The organism is Nocardioides eburneiflavus (assembly GCF_004785795.1).
Classification (GTDB): domain Bacteria; phylum Actinomycetota; class Actinomycetes; order Propionibacteriales; family Nocardioidaceae; genus Nocardioides; species Nocardioides eburneiflavus.
Genome location: NZ_SRRO01000001.1, coordinates 1,851,296 through 1,867,468, shown reverse-complemented (window position 1 = coordinate 1,867,468; position 16,173 = coordinate 1,851,296). Strand labels below are relative to the sequence as shown.

At 72.1% G+C, this 16,173-nt stretch carries 18 protein-coding genes and 1 pseudogene; 7 read left to right on the top strand and 12 right to left on the bottom strand.

Annotation, left to right across the window (positions count from 1 at the left end; all coding sequences use genetic code 11):
- Window positions 1–4: 4 nt before the first annotated feature.
- Window positions 5–916 (bottom strand): mycothiol conjugate amidase Mca, encoded by a 912-nt coding sequence (gene mca / locus EXE59_RS08795; RefSeq protein ID WP_135838568.1) that lies wholly within the window; start codon window positions 914–916, stop codon window positions 5–7.
- Between the two features lie 37 nt (window positions 917–953).
- On the opposite strand from mca, the gene EXE59_RS08790 reads away from it, so the two are divergent.
- The gene (locus EXE59_RS08790; RefSeq protein ID WP_168218453.1) at window positions 954–1,370 is read left to right on the top strand and encodes a DUF4307 domain-containing protein; all 417 of its coding nucleotides are present in this window, start codon (window positions 954–956) and stop codon (window positions 1,368–1,370) included.
- A gap of 177 nt (window positions 1,371–1,547) precedes the next feature.
- A pseudogene (greA, locus tag EXE59_RS08785) lies at window positions 1,548–2,035 on the top strand (transcription elongation factor GreA).
- 131 nt (window positions 2,036–2,166) lie between these two features.
- Here the strand turns inward: greA and ilvA are convergent.
- From ilvA to EXE59_RS08755, 6 genes are all read right to left on the bottom strand, one after another.
- Complete coding sequence (gene ilvA / locus EXE59_RS08780) at window positions 2,167–3,375, bottom strand: threonine ammonia-lyase (protein WP_135838566.1); 1,209 nt, start codon at window positions 3,373–3,375, stop codon at window positions 2,167–2,169.
- Window positions 3,372–4,781, bottom strand: a complete 1,410-nt coding sequence (locus tag EXE59_RS08775; protein WP_246056642.1) for an AI-2E family transporter — start codon at window positions 4,779–4,781, stop codon at window positions 3,372–3,374. The genes ilvA and EXE59_RS08775 overlap by 4 nt, the downstream gene beginning before the upstream one ends.
- Window positions 4,778–6,211, bottom strand: a complete 1,434-nt coding sequence (locus EXE59_RS08770) for a glutamate mutase L (protein WP_135838565.1) — start codon at window positions 6,209–6,211, stop codon at window positions 4,778–4,780. The genes EXE59_RS08775 and EXE59_RS08770 overlap by 4 nt, the downstream gene beginning before the upstream one ends.
- Window positions 6,208–6,531 (bottom strand): YidH family protein, encoded by a 324-nt coding sequence (locus tag EXE59_RS08765; protein ID WP_135838564.1) that lies wholly within the window; start codon window positions 6,529–6,531, stop codon window positions 6,208–6,210. Before EXE59_RS08765 ends, EXE59_RS08770 begins: the two co-directional genes overlap by 4 nt.
- A gap of 3 nt (window positions 6,532–6,534) precedes the next feature.
- Window positions 6,535–7,695: a cystathionine gamma-synthase gene (locus EXE59_RS08760; RefSeq protein WP_135838563.1), complete on the bottom strand. Its 1,161-nt coding sequence runs from the start codon at window positions 7,693–7,695 to the stop codon at window positions 6,535–6,537.
- Between the two features lie 90 nt (window positions 7,696–7,785).
- Window positions 7,786–8,499, bottom strand: coding sequence for a hypothetical protein (locus tag EXE59_RS08755; protein WP_135838562.1), 714 nt, complete (start codon window positions 8,497–8,499; stop codon window positions 7,786–7,788).
- A gap of 147 nt (window positions 8,500–8,646) precedes the next feature.
- On the opposite strand from EXE59_RS08755, the gene msrA reads away from it, so the two are divergent.
- Complete coding sequence (gene msrA / locus EXE59_RS08750) at window positions 8,647–9,297, top strand: peptide-methionine (S)-S-oxide reductase MsrA (RefSeq protein ID WP_135838561.1); 651 nt, start codon at window positions 8,647–8,649, stop codon at window positions 9,295–9,297.
- 7 nt (window positions 9,298–9,304) lie between these two features.
- On the opposite strand, the gene EXE59_RS08745 is transcribed toward msrA, so the two are convergent.
- Entirely contained in the window at window positions 9,305–9,718 is a 414-nt protein-coding gene (locus tag EXE59_RS08745; protein WP_135838560.1) for a pilus assembly protein CpaE, read from the bottom strand.
- Between the two features lie 111 nt (window positions 9,719–9,829).
- On the opposite strand from EXE59_RS08745, the gene EXE59_RS08740 reads away from it, so the two are divergent.
- Window positions 9,830–10,171, top strand: a complete 342-nt coding sequence (locus tag EXE59_RS08740; protein ID WP_135838559.1) for a YciI family protein — start codon at window positions 9,830–9,832, stop codon at window positions 10,169–10,171.
- A 76-nt stretch (window positions 10,172–10,247) separates the two neighbouring features.
- Here the strand turns inward: EXE59_RS08740 and EXE59_RS08735 are convergent, their stop codons facing one another.
- Complete coding sequence (locus EXE59_RS08735; protein ID WP_135838558.1) at window positions 10,248–10,796, bottom strand: hypothetical protein; 549 nt, start codon at window positions 10,794–10,796, stop codon at window positions 10,248–10,250.
- Between the two features lie 146 nt (window positions 10,797–10,942).
- Between EXE59_RS08735 and EXE59_RS08730 the strand changes: the two genes are divergently transcribed.
- Complete coding sequence (locus EXE59_RS08730) at window positions 10,943–11,671, top strand: CDP-alcohol phosphatidyltransferase family protein (RefSeq protein WP_246056640.1); 729 nt, start codon at window positions 10,943–10,945, stop codon at window positions 11,669–11,671.
- Window positions 11,672–11,684: 13 nt separating this feature from the next.
- Here the strand turns inward: EXE59_RS08730 and EXE59_RS08725 are convergent, their stop codons facing one another.
- On the bottom strand, window positions 11,685–11,981 hold the full coding sequence (locus EXE59_RS08725) for a DUF1905 domain-containing protein (protein WP_135838556.1): 297 nt from the start codon (window positions 11,979–11,981) through the stop codon (window positions 11,685–11,687).
- A 129-nt stretch (window positions 11,982–12,110) separates the two neighbouring features.
- Window positions 12,111–13,613 carry a S8 family serine peptidase gene (locus EXE59_RS08720; RefSeq protein ID WP_135838555.1) on the bottom strand — a complete coding sequence of 501 codons (1,503 nt, stop codon included), beginning with the start codon at window positions 13,611–13,613 and terminating at the stop codon, window positions 12,111–12,113.
- A 115-nt stretch (window positions 13,614–13,728) separates the two neighbouring features.
- Here EXE59_RS08720 and EXE59_RS08715 point away from each other — a divergent pair, with 115 nt between their 5' ends.
- Entirely contained in the window at window positions 13,729–15,081 is a 1,353-nt protein-coding gene (locus tag EXE59_RS08715) for an ABC1 kinase family protein (RefSeq protein WP_135838554.1), read from the top strand.
- Window positions 15,082–15,358: 277 nt separating this feature from the next.
- Window positions 15,359–15,766, top strand: a complete 408-nt coding sequence (locus EXE59_RS08710; RefSeq protein WP_135838553.1) for a nuclear transport factor 2 family protein — start codon at window positions 15,359–15,361, stop codon at window positions 15,764–15,766.
- Window positions 15,767–15,787: 21 nt separating this feature from the next.
- Here the strand turns inward: EXE59_RS08710 and EXE59_RS08705 are convergent, their stop codons facing one another.
- The gene (locus EXE59_RS08705; RefSeq protein WP_135838552.1) at window positions 15,788–16,159 is read right to left on the bottom strand and encodes a VOC family protein; all 372 of its coding nucleotides are present in this window, start codon (window positions 16,157–16,159) and stop codon (window positions 15,788–15,790) included.
- Window positions 16,160–16,173: the final 14 nt, after the last annotated feature.

Genomic DNA, 16,173 nt, shown 5'->3' with positions numbered 1-16,173 from the left:
CCCGTCAGGGAGCGGGCGTCGGGATCCCGGTGAACAGGTCGTCCTCGGGCAGCTCGCGCCCGACCGTCGACTCGACCAGCTCGTAGTCCTCGGTGGGCCAGACCTTCTGCTGGATCTCGCGCGGGATGGCGAACCACATGCCGTCCGGGTCGATCTGCGTGGCGTGCGCCAGCAGGGCCTGGTCGCGGACCCCGAAGAAGTCGCCGCACGGCACCCTGGTCGTGATGCGCTCGTCCCACTCGGGCTCGCGCTCCCAGGTCTTCAGCCGCTCCTCGTAGGGCGACTCCAGGTCGTGGGCCAGCATCGCCTCGTGGAGGGCGTTGGTCTTCGCCCAGCTCCAGCCGTGGTGGTAGTAGAGCTTCATCGGCTGCCAGGGCTCCCCCGCGTCGGGGAAGCGCTCCGGGTCGCCCGCGGCGGCGTACGCGGCGACGGAGACCTCGTGGCAGCGGATGTGGTCGGGGTGGGGGTAGCCCCCGCGCTCGTCGTAGGTCGTCATCACGTGCGGGCGGAAGTCGCGGATCAGCCGGACGAGGCGCTCGGTCGCCTCCTCCAGCGGGACGAGGGCGAAGCAGCCCTCCGGCAGCGGGGGCTTGGGGTCGCCCTCGGGCCAGCCGGAGTCGACGAACCCGAGCCAGTCCTGCCGGATGCCGAGGATGTCGCGGGCGCGGTGCATCTCCTCGCGGCGGATCTCGGAGATGTTCTCCCAGACCTCGGGGCGGTCCATCTTGGCGTTGAGGACCGAGCCGCGCTCGCCGCCGGTGCAGGTGACGACGTGCACGTCAACGCCCTCCGCGACGTACTTCGCGGTGGACGCCGCCCCCTTGCTCGACTCGTCGTCGGGATGGGCGTGCACGTGCATCAGGCGGAGCCCGGCGCGGGGCTTGTCGCTGCGCCGGTCTGCGGAGGGCTGGGGCATGGGCCTGAGTCTAGGAGGCCCCGCTTACGCTTGCCGGGTGACCACCGACCCTTCGACAGGCTCAGGACAAGGCCTCGTCGACCGCTACGGCGCACCGGCGCGCTGGCAGCGCCCGGTGATCATCGGCGTCGCCACCGTCCTCGCCGTCGTCGGAATCGGCTGGCTGGCGTGGACCGCGTCGTTCCACAGCACCCCGGAGGTGTCGTCGGAGGTCATCACCTACGAGGTGACCAGCGACCACGAGATCCGCGCCCGCGTCGACGTACGCCTCGACGACGGGGTGCAGGACGCCAGCTGCCGCGTACGGGCGCTGGCGGAGGACAAGACGGCCGTCGGCGAGCTCGCGTTCACCCCGGTCGCCGGCACCAACGAGGTGGTCGTCCGCACCGAGCGACGCGCGACCACCGTCGAGAAGCTCGGCTGCACCGCCGTCGGCCAGCCCCGTCCGCGCTGAGCCGCACACCTGCGCTTTTGGCCGGGGCTTGCTAACCTGATCGTTCTGCCCGTCCGGGTGCGCTGGCCGACGTCCGTCGCCGCGCCGACTCCGATCGGACGGAAGACGACCAATCGACCCGATGCGGGTGCGCTGAGGCACACCCGCATCCCAGTACCACGTGAGCGGAGTAGTGACATGACCGACCAGGGCACCATCTGGCTGACCCAGGAGGCCTACGACAAGCTGCGGGCCGAGCTCGACGACCTCAAGGGCCCCAAGCGCCAGGAGATCATCGAGAAGATCGCCGCCGCGCGCGACGAGGGCGACCTCAAGGAGAACAGCGGCTACCACGCGGCCAAGGACGACCAGGGCAAGCAGGAGGCCCGGATCCGGCAGCTCGAGGACATGCTGCGACGCGCCGAGGTCGGCGAGACGCCCCCGACGACGGCGTCGTCGAGCCCGGCATGGTCGTGACGGTCGACTTCGGTGGCGACGAGGAGAAGTTCCTCCTCGGCGCCCGCGAGAACCTCTCCGCCGGGGACACCCTCGACGTCTACTCGCCCGAGTCGGCGATGGGCGCCGCGATCAACGGCAAGTCCAAGGGCGACAAGGTGACCTACACCGCGCCCAACGGCAAGGAGCTGAGCGTCACGATCGTCGACGCGGAGCCCTACAAGGCCTGAGCGCTCCCGCCGCCTCTCGTGGAGCGGTGTGCCAGCCACATCCCGGAGCCTCCGGATGTGGCTGGGGCACCGCTCCGGCGCATTTCCGGTCGGCGGGGATCGCAACACGACCCACCGCGGCCGGGCGTACGTCAGTCGTTGACCCGGTAGCCCCGCTCGCGCAGCCGCGCCATCAGGTGCTCGGCGTGCGCGTCGCCCCGGGTCTCGAGCTGGATGCGCACCTCGACCTCGTTGAGGGTCAGCGACGGCGAGATCCGCTCGTGGGCGACCTCGAGGACGTTGGCGCCCTCGGCCCCGACCTCGGACAGCAGGGACGCGAGCCCGCCGGGGAGGTCGGGGATGCACACGCGCAGGTAGAGGTAGCGCCCGGCGGCGGCGAGGCCGTGCCGGATGACCTTGCTCAGCAGGAGCGGGTCGATGTTGCCGCCGGACAGCACCGCGACGACCGGCGTCTCGAAGCCCGTCGGGTTGTCGAGCAGCGCGGCCACCGCAGCGGCTCCGGCGGGCTCCACGACCTGCTTGGCCCGCTCGATCAGCGCCAGCAGCGCCTGCGAGAGCGACTCCTCCGAGACGGTGAGGATCTCGTCCACGTGGTCGCGCACCGCGGCGAAGGTGATGTCGCCCGGGCGCCCGACGGCGATGCCGTCGGCCATCGTGCTCATCGACTCCAGCGGCACGGGGTGGCCCGCGGCGAGCGACCCGGGGTACGCCGCCGCGCCCTCGGCCTGCACGCCCACCACGCGTACGTCGGGACGAAGCGCCTTGATCGCGATCGCCACCCCGGCCAGCAGCCCACCACCGCCGGTCGGCACGAGCACCGTACGGACGTCGGGCGCCTGCTCGAGGACCTCGAGGCCCAGCGTCCCCTGGCCGGCGACGATGTCGACGTGGTCGAAGGGGTGGATGAGGACGGCGCCGGTCTCCTCGGCGAACTCGCGTGCCCGGGCGAGCGAGTCCTCGAGGTAGCGGCCGTGGAACACGACGTCGGCGCCGTAGCCGCGGGTGGCCTTCTCCTTGGGGATCGGAGCTCCCTCGGGCATGAAGACCGTGGAGGTGATGCCGAGGGTCGAGGCGGCGAGGGCCACGCCCTGCGCGTGGTTGCCGGCGGACGCCGCGACGACGCCCTTGGCCCGCTCCTCCGCGGAGAGCCGGGCGATGCGGACGTAGGCGCCGCGGGACTTGAACGAGCCGGTGCGCTGGAGGTTCTCGCACTTCAGCGACACCGGGCCGCCCACCAGCGCGGAGAGCCAGCGCGACTCCTCCATGGGCGTGGTCACGGTGACGCCCTCGAGCATCTCGCGCGCGGCGACGACGTCGGCCAGGCTGCATTCCTCGGTCATGAGCGTTCCTTCTCGTCGTGCGCGTCGTGCTCGTCGTCCTCGTCGTCGGGCGCTCCCGGCCCGGCCAGCGGGCTGTCGTCCTCGGGGAGCTCGTCGGCCTCGGTCGGTGGCGGTCCGATGTCGTGGTCGAGGGCGTCGTCGTGGTCCTCCTCGCCGATGGAGGTGTAGGACGCGAGGTGCTGGGCCACGGCGTTGCCCGCGGCGGCGAGGGGCACGGCGATGAGCGCGCCGGCGATGCCGGCGACGAGGACGCCGCAGCCGATCGCGACGATCACGCCGAGCGGGTGGAGCGAGACGAAGCGGCCCATGAGGAACGGCTGGAGGATGTGGCCCTCGATCTGCTGCACGAGGATGACGCCGCCGAACATCAGCAGCGCGGTCCACGGCCCCTGGTCGACGAGCGCGACGAGGATCGCGACCGACCCCGCGACGGTCGCACCGATCATCGGCACGAAGGCGCCGAGGAAGACGAGCACGCCGATCGCGACGACGAACGGGACGTCGAGGAACCAGGCGACGGCCATGATGCCGATGGCGTCGGCGAGGGCGACGAGGACGGTGGCGCGTACGAACTGCGTGAGCGACACCCACGCCACCCGGCCGGAGGCGTCGGCCCGCTCGCGCGCGGCCCGGGGGGCGATCCGGACCAGCCACGCCCAGATGCGCTCGCCGTCGGCGAGGAAGAAGTAGGTCGAGAACAGCACGATGAAGAAGCCCGCGACCACGTGGCCGACCGCCGTCCCGACCTCGGTCAGCCGGGTGACCATCCCGTCGGTGCCGGTGCTGTCGGAGACGGCGGACTGCACCTGCTTGATGTAGGCGTCGAGCTGGGAGTCGGAGACGTTGAGCGGCCCGGTCCGCAGCCAGTCGCGGATCTGCCCGAGGCCGGTCACCACGGAGTCGGCGAGGTCACTGGCCCCCTGCGCCACCTGCTGGCCGACGAAGGTGAGCAGCAGCGCGACGGTGCCGATCCCGAGGACCATGACCACGCCGGTGGAGGGTCCGCGGGGCAGGCCGATGCGGCGCAGCGCGTGGACCATGGGGCTCGCGAGCGCGGCGATCAGGAGCGAGATGGCGATCGGCAGGGTGATCACGGCGAAGAAGCGCATCAGCCACAGCACGCCGAGGCCGGCCGCGGCGATCACGATCAGCCGCCACGACCACGCCGCCGCGAGGTCGAGACCCCACGGGACCTGCGCCCGGCTGAAGTTGGACGGCCCGGTCGTGACGACCGGCTCTGCGCGGCGCTCGGCGCGCATCTGCGCCCACTGTGCGACGAACCGCTCGGTCAGCCGGTCGTCGTCCTCGCCGCGGCCGAGGGCCTGGAAGAGGCGCCGGCGCCGCGTCTCCTCCTCGGAGGTGACGCGGTCGGACCCGACGTGCCCGCGCGGGTGCTGGTCGCTCACGTGGCCACGCTACCGATGCCCGCCGGGCCGAGCCGGCGCACGAGCCGGTGCGCCGCGACCGGGTGGTCCTCGGCGAGGAGACCGGCCGCGGCCAGCACGTAGTCGTGGTCGACGACGACGACGGGGTCGCGCGGCAGCTGCCACCCGCCCTCGAAGGCGTCCCCGGTTGCTGGCGCCAGCACCCGGCGTACGGCCTCGGGACCGCCGTGGCGCAGCACGCCACCCGAGCCGACCAGCAGGTCGACCTCGCGGAGGTCCTTGCCGCTTCGCTCGACGACCCGCCCGTCGGGGCTCACCACGACCTTCGACCGGCCCGCGTGGCGCTCGAGGGCGAGGCGTACGGCGGCCGCCGCGATGGCGAGGTCGGCCTCGCGCTCGGCGTCGGGGTCGGTGCTGTCGTCGGGCAGGAGGTCGGGGGTGCTGCGGCGGCGTACGGCCGCGTCGTGCAGGTCGTGGCGCCCGGCCGCCTCGATCGTCGAGATCGCCGACCAGCGCATGCCGAGGTCGCCCTCGACGGTGCGGGTGACGGGGGTGGTCGCGACGACCTCGCGGGCCAGCCCGCTGTCCTCCGGGTCGAGCTCGACGACGCTGTGCACGTCGGTGGTGGCGCCGCCGACGTCGACGACGACCACGTCGCCGGCGCCGCGGTGCGCGTCGTCGAGGCCGCGGGCGAGCAGCTCGACACCGGTCAGCACCACGTCGGGGGTGGCGCCGCGCACCATCTCGGTGAAGGTACGCCCGCGGGCGTCCGTACGGCTGCTGAGGTGCTTGCCGCCGATGACGTGGCTGAGGAAGATCTCGCGGATCGCGCGCCGGGCGCTGTCGGGGGCCAGGACGCCGATGCGCGGGACGACGTTGTCGGCGAGGACGTGGGGGGTGCCGGCCGCCTTGAGCAGGTCGGCGACCAGGGCCCGGGACTCCACGTTGCCCGCCACGACGACGGGGCCGGGCCACGGCACGCGCGACAGGAAGTCGGCGTCGCCCTCGAGGACCTCGGCGTTGCCACCGTCGGTGCCGCCGACGAGGAGCACCACGTCGGGCTCGGCCTGCTGCAGCGCGGTGAGCTTGTCCGCGTCGAGGCCGCCGTGCAGCACCAGCACGACCTTGCCGCCGCTGGACAGCGCGACCCGGCGACCGGCCTCCGCCGTGACCAGCTCCTCGTTGCCGACGACGGCGATCCGCAGGCCGCCACCGGCGCTGGAGCAGGCGAGCACCTCGGCACCGGCTGCGCGGGGGTCCTGCTCGACGAGGGCGGCCACGCACGCGTCGTACCCGTCGAGGACGTCCCCATGCCCGTCCCCGTCCGGGAGGGTGGTCGGGTGGGCGGCCGTCGCGAGGAGGGTGCCGGTGGCGAGGTCGACGAGCGCCGCCTTGGTGAAGGTCGACCCGAAGTCGACGCAGACGGCGCAGTCGGTGCAGTCGGTGCTCACACCACCACCGAGATGCCGGCGGCGAGGATCACGACCAGCACCGCGGCCGCCATCAGGTGGACGGTGGTGCCGGCCGGCAGGTCACGACCCTCCCGGATCGCCCGGTCGGCCTGGCGGAAGCGCAGCCAGCCACCACCGGCGGCGATCACCGCGGAGGCGAGGAGGAGCAGGCCGAGAGCCTTCTGCGTCCACGACGGGTCGAGGAGGTGGAAGACCGCCAGCGCGGCGGCGACCAGGCCGATCGCCGTGCGCTCGTAGGCCAGGAAGGTGCGCTCGTTGGCCAGCGAGAACCGGACGTCCGGCACCTCGGGTGCGTCCACGCCTCAGCCCAGCGCCCGGTCGAGGTCGGCGACGAGGTCGGCGACGCTCTCGATGCCGACGCTCAGGCGGATCAAGTCGGCAGGGACCTCGAGGTCGGTGCCGGCCACGCTGGCGTGGGTCATCCGGCCGGGGTGCTCGATCAGCGACTCGACGCCGCCGAGCGACTCGCCGAGCGTGAAGACCTCGGCCCGCTCGCACACCGCCAGGGCCTGCTGCTCACCGCCGGCGACGCGGAAGGAGATCATCCCGCCGAAGCGCTTCATCTGCCGGGCGGCGACCTCGTGGCCGGGGTGGGCGGCGAGGCCGGGATAGATGACCTCCGCGACCCGCGGGTCGCCGTCGAGGAACGCCACGAGGCGCTCGGCGTTGTCGCAGTGGCGGTCCATGCGTACGCCCAGCGTCTTGAGGCCGCGGTGGGTGAGGAACGCGTCGAAGGGGCCTGCGACGGCTCCCATGGCGTTCTGGTGGAAGCCGATCTTCTCGGCGAGGTCGAGGTCGCGGACGACGACCGCTCCCCCGACGACGTCGCTGTGCCCGCCGACGTACTTGGTCGTCGAGTGGACCACCACGTCCGCGCCGAGGGTGAGCGGCTGCTGGAGGTAGGGCGAGGCGAAGGTGTTGTCGACCACGAGCAGCGCGCCGACGTCGTGCGCCACGGTCGCGAGGGCCTCGATGTCGCCGATGGTGAGGAGGGGGTTGGTGGGCGTCTCGACCCACACCAGCTTCGTACGCCCCTGCTCGATCGCCGCCGCCACGGCGTCGGTGTCCGCGACGGGTGCGGGACTGTGGTCGAGGCCCCAGACCTTCTCGACCTTGTCGAAGAGGCGGAAGGTGCCGCCGTAGGCGTCGTCGGGGATGACGACGTGGTCGCCGGGTCGGGTCAGGGCCCGGATGATCGTGTCCTCGGCGGCCAGGCCGGAGGCGAAGGCGAAGCCCCGCTCCCCGTCCTCGACCGCGGCCAGCGCTCCCTCGAGGGCCGTACGGGTCGGGTTGGCGGAGCGGCTGTACTCGTAGCCGCCACGCAGGCCGCCGACCCCGTCCTGCTTGTAGGTGCTGCTGGCGTAGATGGGCGGGTTGACCGCCCCGGTCATCGCGTCGGGCTCGTAGCCGGCGTGGATCGCACGCGTCTCGAATCCGGACTTGTGGCGGTGCTCCTGGGTCACATGGCGAGGGTAGTCCCCGCGCGCCGGGACCCGGACAGCGGAACGGCCGCCGCACCCCCCGGTTGCGGCGGCCGTTCCTCCCGGAGACGCTCAGCCGAGTCCGCCGGCCTTTCCTGCCGGCGCGGAGGGCGCGGGTGAGCCGGCCGCCACGGCACCCGGCCGTGCCGCCCAGCTGCCCAGCATGTAGCCGTCACCGGCGCCGGCGGTCTGGCCGAAGATCGGACCGCCGAAGGCGGTCATCCCGATGCCCCCGGCAAGGTCGAGCGTGCCGCGGTTGGTGCTCATGTTGAGCACGGCGGTCTCGAACACGCAGACGAACCCGGGCTGGGCGTCAGGCGACGCCGCGGAGCCCAGGCAGCCGGGCGCCAGCGGGTCGCCGAGCTTCATGTAGCGCACCGTCGGGACCGCCGCGAAGGTCACTCCGAGCGAGATGCCCTCACCGGAGATGAACGACGCGCCTGCGGTGGAGCCGCCCGCGGCGAAGAAGGTCCCGCGGATCAGCTGCGTCTTCGACTGGTACTTCCCGTCCGACTCGGCCTTCGAGTACGTCTCGGCCTTGGTGTAGCCGGAGCCGGCGGTCTCGTAGGAGCCCTTGGGCTGGTACTTCGCGTCGCTCTGCTTCTTGGTGTAGTAGCGCTTGTCGGCGAGCGGCTTGAGGTTCTTCTTCCAGATCTTCTTCCAGTTGGTGGCCACCGCACTGCTCACCTCGGCGCCGGCGGGCGTGACGGCCATGAGGCCTCCCCCGACCAGGACTCCGAGGAGGACGGCGACGAGGACCTGCCGCAGCGATCGACGTGAAGACATGACGCGTGTTCCTTTCGGCTGATGAGCTGACCTTGACACCGTCCTCCTGCCGATCCCGTCGCGCATCGGTGACAGCACGATGTCTAGACCGCGTAGTTCCACCTATGCCACGCGGGCCGCCCTTGCCCGGCGCGCGACAATGGAGCCATGTTCGGATTCGGCAAGCCCACCACCCTGCCCACCGCCGACCAGGCGCTCCCGGGACGCTCGCAGCAGATGTGGTCGCTGGGCCGTCATCTGGTGCTGGACGCCCCCGTCGTCACCGACGAGGTCCCCGAGGGCCACGAGGTCGCCATCCTCGGTCTCGGCTGCTTCTGGGGCGCGGAGGAGATCTACTGGCAGCTCCCCGGCGTCTGGTCGACGTCGGTCGGCTACGCGGGTGGCAGCACCCCGAACCCGACGTACGACGAGGTCTGCAGCGGCCACACCGGCCACACCGAGGCCATCCGCGTCGTCTTCGACCCGTCCGTCGTGTCGTACGCCGACCTGGTCAAGAAGTTCTTCGAGATCCACGACCCCACGCAGGGCATGCGCCAGGGCAACGACGTCGGCACCCAGTACCGCTCCGCGATCTACTGGACGACCCCCGAGCAGGAGCAGACCGCCCGCGAGCTGACCAAGGTCTACGGCGACGAGCTCGCCCGCCGCGGGCTCGGGGAGATCACCACCGAGATCCGGCCCGCCAGCGAGACGCCGTACTACTACGCCGAGGACGCCCACCAGCAGTACCTGGCGAAGAACCCGTTCGGCTACCGGTGCCACGCGAACACGGGGGTGGCGTTCCCCGAGCCGGCCTGAACCGACCTCAGCCGCCCGCCCGGCCCTGCTCCAGCAGGCCCAGCACGGCGCGCGCGGCAGCGTCGTCGGCACCGACGTCGACGTGCTCCTGCTCGGACCGGCCCGACCGCACGCGGACCACGTACCCGCCCGAGCGCGCCGTGAGGCTCACGAAGCGTGGGCCGAGAAGGTCGAGCAGCTGGTCGAGGCGAGGCAGCCACACCACCTCGTGCTCCTCGATGGCGTCGAGCGCCCACTCGGTCGTGCCGTTGAACGCGAGGACGCGACCGCCGGCGTGGTCGCGCACCTCGACGACCATGTCGCTCACCGTGAAGACCGTCTCGTCGAGCTCGCGGTCGGGGACCCAGAACCGGTCGCCGTTGCCGGGCGTCCACGCCACCCCGGCGTCGTGCAGGCGGCGGGCGAGGTCGAGGGAGATCATCGCACCAGTGTGGCGCGGCCCCGGTGACGCGTGGCGGCTGTCGATCCGGAGGGTCCTCGTCCGTCAGAGTGGTGACAGGCCGCACGGGGCGGCCGTGACGGAGGAGCTCCCATGACCCAGTACGCCATCTACTTCATGCAGCAGTGGGTCGGTGACCACCCGGCCGAGTGGTACCAGACCCGGGTGGAGCCGTCCACGGCCGTGGTCCGCGACATGGAGGAGGCCGGCGTCCTCGTCTTCGCCGGCGGCCTCGTCGAGGACATGGAGCAGGCGTTCAGCGCCGACGGGACGAGCGGGACGATGCTCATCACGGACGGGCCCTACACGGAGGTGACGGAGTACCTCGGCGGGATCACCATCATCGAGGTCCCCGACATCGAGACCGCGAAGATGTGGGCGGCGCGGGTCGCCGAGGGCTGCGGGTGGCCCCAGGAGGTCCGGGTCGTCAAGTGAGCCGACCCGGACCTGCTGGGCAACGTGGTTTCGAGGCTCGCTGCGCTCGCACCTCGACCACCGAGAGGGACCTCCCTCAGCGGGCGACCCACTCGGTGAAGCTGCGCGGCTCGCCGAGCCAGTCGCGGCGGGTGTTGCTGCCGTCGGGCCGGGAGCCGGCGACCTTCACCGCCACGCGGACCTCCTCCGGCGAACCCAGCGCCTCACGGTCGATCCGCATCCGGACCTGCTCGCGGTCGTAGTCGACCCGCATGATGTAGGACCCGTCGACCGGATTGCCCTCCCTCGTGCTGGAGAACCCGTCGATCTCGAGCAGCTGGTAGTCGGTGCCGACGAAGAAGCCGCCGGCGAAGACGTACTCCGGGCCGGGGTCGGACGGGTCGGTGTCGAGGTAGACCGAGCCCGACGACCCGGACCGGAAGGACCGGCGCAGGTCCGTGTGGGTCGTGGTGACGACGATGGCGCGGGCCTTGTGCTCGACCTGGACCGACCGGAGGTCGACACCGTGGGCGAGGTCCTTCGGGTCCTTGACGCCGATGCTGTCGGCACTGGCCGGCGAGAGTTGGGCCAGGGCGAGGGTGGCGGCGACCGTCAGGGTCGCGGCGCCCAGGAGGGTGCTGCGCATGGTGTTGTTCCGTTCTCGTACGTGTGCCCCGCGGGCCGGGGTACGTGTGGAGGACGCAGCCGCGCCGCCCGAGGTTGCATCGGATCCCATCCGGGTCTGACATGATCCGCTGTGCGCAGCAGGACCCGACCGAGGCGAGGAGCCGCGTGGCCGCCCCATCGCAGTACCGACACACCGTCGCCGCCTGGCTGGTCCACGCCTACACGGCCTCCGGGGTCGTCCTGGCCTTCCTGATGTTCGTCGCCGTCGTGGAGGGCGACACCGTCCGCGCGCTCTGGCTGTTCCTCGTCGCCATGGTCGTCGACGGCACCGACGGCATGCTCGCGCGGTGGGTCCAGGTCAAGCGGTACGCCCCGTCGTTCGACGGCGCGCTCCTCGACAACATCGTCGACTACATCACCTATGCGTTCATGCCGATGCTCCTGCTCTGGAGCGCCGGCTATCTCGGCGAGGGCACCTCCGCGACCGTGCTGGCGGTGATCCCACTGATCGCCTCGGCCTACCAGTTCTGCCGGGCCGACGCGAAGACCGACGACCACCTGTTCCTCGGCTTCCCGAGCTACTGGAACATCGCCGCGTTCTACGTCGTGGTCCTCGACCTCGAGCCCGTCGCCGTGACCGTGGTCCTGCTGGTGTGCGCGGTGCTCGTCTTCGTGCCGGTGGGCTACGTCTACCCGTCCCGCACCTCGACGCTGCAGGGCCCCACGCTCGCCCTGACCTGCCTCTGGCTGGTCGGCTACGGCGTGCTGGTCGCCCAGCTCCCCGACCCCAGCCCGGTGTGGCTGGCGATCACGGTGGCCTACGTCGTCTACTACGTCGCGCTGAGCCTCTACCTGACGGTCCGTCGCAGCCGTACGGCCCCTGCCCCCGCCTGACCGGTCGACCGGGCTAGCGACCCACCTGCATCCTCACGTCGACGACGTCTCCGAGCTCGACGCGCTGCGCCCGGCGTACGGCGACCTTCAGCGGCAGGAACCACGTGTCCTCGCGGGGGAACATCGCGGTCGTGAACTCGGTGTCGCCGATCCACGCCCGCACGGGGACCACGCCCCAGTAGACGACGTCGGCCTTCACCTCGTCGACGAGGTCGGCGGCGTCGGGCGGGAGCGGTACGAAGACGTACGGCGCAGGGCCCCGCCACTCGACCACCGCGCCGCTGAACTCGATCTCGGGGCCGGTGTCCATGGCTCCACCCAACCAAATGCCGAAGGCGGGCGGGAGTCCGAGAACTCCCGCCCGCCGATCATCGCGCCCCTGTTGCGCGATGACCCTCCCCCTGGAGAGGGTCTGTTCAGCCCAGTGGTGAGGTGGTGCTCACCCCAGGGCCGCGACTGCCGCCACGACGTCGACGAGGCCGTGGCCCTTGTCGTACGACGTGGTCCCGCCGTCACCGGCCTCGTAGGCGGCGCCGTCGGTGAACTTGTGGGCCGAGACCTTCAACGCCCGTTCGATGTCGGCCGGGGTCGCGGACGGGTCGGCCTGGAACAGCTGCGCGACGATGCCGGCGATGTGCGGGGCCGCCATCGAGGTGCCGCTGATCGTGTTGAAGGTGCCGATGTCGAGCGCTCCGGGGCCGTTGCGGAAGTCGAGCCCGGTCGAGCAGATCGCCAGGTAGAGGCGGCACGAGGACGTGATGTTCTCGCCCGGGGCGGAGATGTCGGGCCACGTCGAGGCGTCGGACTCGAGGCCGCGCGAGCTGTAGTCGGAGACCACGCCGTCACGCGTGCCGGTGTCCTGGTCGTAGTAGGACGCGACCGAGAGGATGCCGCCGGTGGGGTCCTGGCCGGGCGGGTTGGTCAGGCTCTCCGAGCCGTCGCCGCCGTCGTTGCCGGCGGCCCAGACGGTGACGACGCCCTCGGCGGCCAGCGCGCGCTGGAGCTTGACGGTGGCCGACTCCGGGTCGAACTCACCGCCGCCGGAGGGCCCGTAGGAGTTGTTGGTGACCTTGATCGGCGGGCAGGTCGAGGCCGGCACACCGGCGCCGCAGGGCGCCTCGTGGTTCTCCAGCACCCAGTTGAGCGCCGAGTCGGCACCGAGGATCACGATGCCGGCGCCGGTGGAGATCGACACCAGCTTGGCGCCGGGAGCTGCGCCCTGGAGCTCTCCGCCGTCGGTCAGCGTGGTCGGGCGCCCGGCCACGATGCCGCTGACGTGGGTGCCGTGGCCGCCCACCGAGAGGGTGTCGGTGTCGACGGAGCCCGGGACGCGCTGGACCGAGCAGGTCTCGGTCAGCGGCTCGCAGAGCGCCTTGAGGTTGGCGACGACGGCGCTCGAGCCGTCGGCCTCCTTGAAGTAGGGATGGGTGGGATCGATGCCGGAGTCGATCACGGCGACGCTGACGCCCGTGCCGGTGAGGGGCGAGCCGTCGGCTCCTGTGAGCGTCGCGGCCGCCTCGGCGCCACGGGTCGCGGTGTTGGAGGTCTCCTGGAAGAACTCGATCGGCTGGGCCCCGCCCTCGACGTAGGTCACGCCCGGCGCGCTGCGTACGGCCTGGATCTGGCTCTTCGACGCGTTGGCGACCACGACGCCGACGGCCTCGAACTCACCGGTCTTCGTCATGCCGGTGCCCGACACGGCCTGCCGGGCCGCGGAGATCGAGGTGCCGTGCACCATCACGGTCGTCCTGCCCGTCAGGCCGGCCAGCTGACCGGCGAGGAAGTCGGAGACGTTGGCCTGCTGCGCCGACGGGCCGGCTGCGGAGGCCGTGCCGCCGACGGCGAAGGTGGCCGAGGCCACGAGGACGCTCGCCGCACAGGCGAGCAGGGGCTTGAGACGCGCGGTCGAGTGCACGTGTTCCTCCCGAGAGGTCGAGGTCATCGCCCGCTCATCGAGCGAGCGTGTGGCAGGTCACGCCCGGTCCGGGACGAGTCGTAAGCCGCGCCCGGTAGTCGAGTCCGGAGTACGCGTTGTGCGGGCAGGGACAATGGGCCCCATGACCGAGCTCCCCCGCAAGGCCGCCGCCCGTACGGCCCGTCTCGCCGCCCTCCCCCTCGGGTACGCCGGGCGCCAGGCCGTGGGGTTCGGCAAGCGGCTCGGCGGCAAGCCCGCCGACGCGGTGCTGAGCGAGATGCAGCAGCGCACCGCCGAGCAGCTCTTCCGCACGCTCGGTGAGCTCAAGGGCGGAGCGATGAAGTTCGGCCAGGCCCTCAGCGTCCTCGAGTCGGCGCTCCCGGACGAGGTCGCCGCCCCCTACCGCGAGCACCTGACGGCCCTGCAGGACTCCGCTCCGCCGATGCCGACCGCGACGGTGCGCCAGCAGCTGACGACCCACCTCGGTGCCGACTGGAAGGAACGGCTGGTCTGGCTCGACGGGGCGCCCACCGCGGCGGCCTCGATCGGGCAGGTGCACCGGGGCCGGTGGCTCGACCACGTCGGTGACGGCGCCGAGCGCGACGTCGCGGTCAAGGTCCAGTACCCCGGCGCCGGCGAGGCGCTGATGGCCGACCTGCGGCAGATCGCCCGGCTCGCCCGCGGCGTCGCCCCGGTGTTCCCCGGGCTCGACATCAAGCCGCTCGTCGCCGAGCTCCAGGCCCGCGCGGCCGACGAGCTCGACTACCACCTCGAGGCCGAGGCCCAGTCGGCGTACGCCGAGGCCTTCGCCGACCACCCGGACATCGTGGTCCCCGGTGTCGTCGCGGTGGGCGAGGAGGTCCTCGTGACCGAGTGGCTGGACTCCGCGCACTCGCTGGCGCACGTGATCCGCGAGGGCACGCAGGAGGAGCGCGACCACTACGGCGAGATCTTCGTGCGGTTCCTCTTCGAGGGACCGGTGCGCACGGGGATGCTGCACGCCGACCCGCACCCCGGGAACTTCCGCGTCATCCCCGCGGCCGACGGTGGGCTCGGCCGGCTCGGGGTGCTCGACTTCGGCGCCGTCGCCCGGCTCGAGGAGGGTCGCATGCCGCCCGCCACCGGCCGGTTGATGCGGATCGCGCTCGACAACGACGACGAGTCGCTGGTGGCCGGCCTCCGGGCGGAGGGCTTCATCAAGGACCGGATCGAGGTCGACCCGCGGCAGGTGCTGGACTACCTCGCGCCCTTCGTCGAGCCCGCCGCCCAGGAGCGCTTCACCTTCACCCGCGACTGGATGCGCGAGCAGTTCGAGCGGGTCAACGACCCGCGCTCGGAGGCGTTCACCCTCGCGATGAAGCTCAACCTGCCGACGTCCTACCTGCTGATCCACCGCACCTGGATCGGCGCCATCGGCCTGCTCAGCCAGCTCAGCGCGAGCATCCCCTTCCGGGAGATCCTCGAGGAGTCGCTGCCGGGGTTCGCCGTCAGCTGAGGGCCGTACGCCCGCGTGCCCGCCCGCCCGCGCCTCCTCGGGGTAGTCCAGTGAGATCTGGATGGGCAGGTGGGTAGTCCAGCGAGATGTGGCTGGGATCCGACCGAAAGACGACCACAACCCACTGGACTACCGCTCCGGGACGCCGGAAGACGACCACAACCCACTGGACTACCCCACCGGGGAGGTCGAGGCGGCGGGACACAGCCCGCGCTGACGCGGCGGGACCACGGAGGCGTACGGGCGGCGCGGTCGCGGTGGTGGCACGATGGCGCGCATGGATGCAGCCGCCGCCCTCGCCCGCTGGCACGCCGTGGTCGAGAGTCGTGACCCGGCCGGCCTGCCCGGCCTCGTCGCGGAGGACGCGGTCTTCCGCAGCCCCGCCGTGCACACGCCCCAGGTCGGCCGCGACACCGTCGTCGGCTACCTCACCGCCGCCTTCACGGTCCTCGGGCCGCAGCTGGCCTACAAGCGCGAGTGGCTCGGCGAGGACTCGGCGGTGCTGCAGTTCCGCACCGAGGTCGGCGGCCTCGACGTCTCCGGGATCGACATGATCACCTGGGACGACGAAGGCCGGATCGTCGACTTCACGGTCATGGTGCGCCCGAAGAAGGCGCTCGACGCCGTCATCGAGCACATGGGCGCAGAGCTGCTGCGGATGCTGGAGGCTGCCGGCACGCAGTGACGGCACGCTGGTCCGCCGTCGTCAGCGCGGGCGCTGCTCGACGAGGCCGACCGTGCTGCCCTCGGGGTCGGTGAAGAACGCCATCCACTCGTCGGTGCCGGCCGGGCCGAGGGTGTCGTCGTCGTGCCCGAAGATCACGTGCGGCTCCGCGGTGATCTCCACGCCCTTCTCCCGCAGCCCGGCGACGGCCGCGTCGATGTCGTCGACGGGCAGGTAGATCAGCGCCGACGGGGCGCCGCGGTCCAGGAGGAGACGTACGCCGTCGAGGTCGAAGAACGCCAGCCCGGGCGGGTCGAAGGTGGCGACCGGCTCGACTCCGAGCAGCTCGGCGTAGAAGGCGCTGGTGGCGGCGAGGTCGGTCGCGCGCTGCGCGACCTGCACGAGACGGGGCATGGGGGAAGTCTGGC

Excerpts from the sequence above, each read along its gene's own strand:
- mca (WP_135838568.1), bottom strand. The coding sequence starts at position 916 with ATGCCCCAGCCCTCCGCAGACCGGCGCAGCGACAAGCCCCGCGCCGGG.
- ilvA (WP_135838566.1), bottom strand. The coding sequence starts at position 3,375 with ATGACCGAGGAATGCAGCCTGGCCGACGTCGTCGCCGCGCGCGAGATG.
- EXE59_RS08755 (WP_135838562.1), bottom strand. The coding sequence starts at position 8,499 with ATGTCTTCACGTCGATCGCTGCGGCAGGTCCTCGTCGCCGTCCTCCTC.
- msrA (WP_135838561.1), top strand. The coding sequence starts at position 8,647 with ATGTTCGGATTCGGCAAGCCCACCACCCTGCCCACCGCCGACCAGGCG.
- EXE59_RS08745 (WP_135838560.1), bottom strand. The coding sequence starts at position 9,718 with ATGATCTCCCTCGACCTCGCCCGCCGCCTGCACGACGCCGGGGTGGCG.
- EXE59_RS08740 (WP_135838559.1), top strand. The coding sequence starts at position 9,830 with ATGACCCAGTACGCCATCTACTTCATGCAGCAGTGGGTCGGTGACCAC.
- EXE59_RS08735 (WP_135838558.1), bottom strand. The coding sequence starts at position 10,796 with ATGCGCAGCACCCTCCTGGGCGCCGCGACCCTGACGGTCGCCGCCACC.
- EXE59_RS08725 (WP_135838556.1), bottom strand. The coding sequence starts at position 11,981 with ATGGACACCGGCCCCGAGATCGAGTTCAGCGGCGCGGTGGTCGAGTGG.
- EXE59_RS08720 (WP_135838555.1), bottom strand. The coding sequence starts at position 13,613 with ATGACCTCGACCTCTCGGGAGGAACACGTGCACTCGACCGCGCGTCTC.
- EXE59_RS08715 (WP_135838554.1), top strand. The coding sequence starts at position 13,729 with ATGACCGAGCTCCCCCGCAAGGCCGCCGCCCGTACGGCCCGTCTCGCC.
- EXE59_RS08710 (WP_135838553.1), top strand. The coding sequence starts at position 15,359 with ATGGATGCAGCCGCCGCCCTCGCCCGCTGGCACGCCGTGGTCGAGAGT.
- EXE59_RS08705 (WP_135838552.1), bottom strand. The coding sequence starts at position 16,159 with ATGCCCCGTCTCGTGCAGGTCGCGCAGCGCGCGACCGACCTCGCCGCC.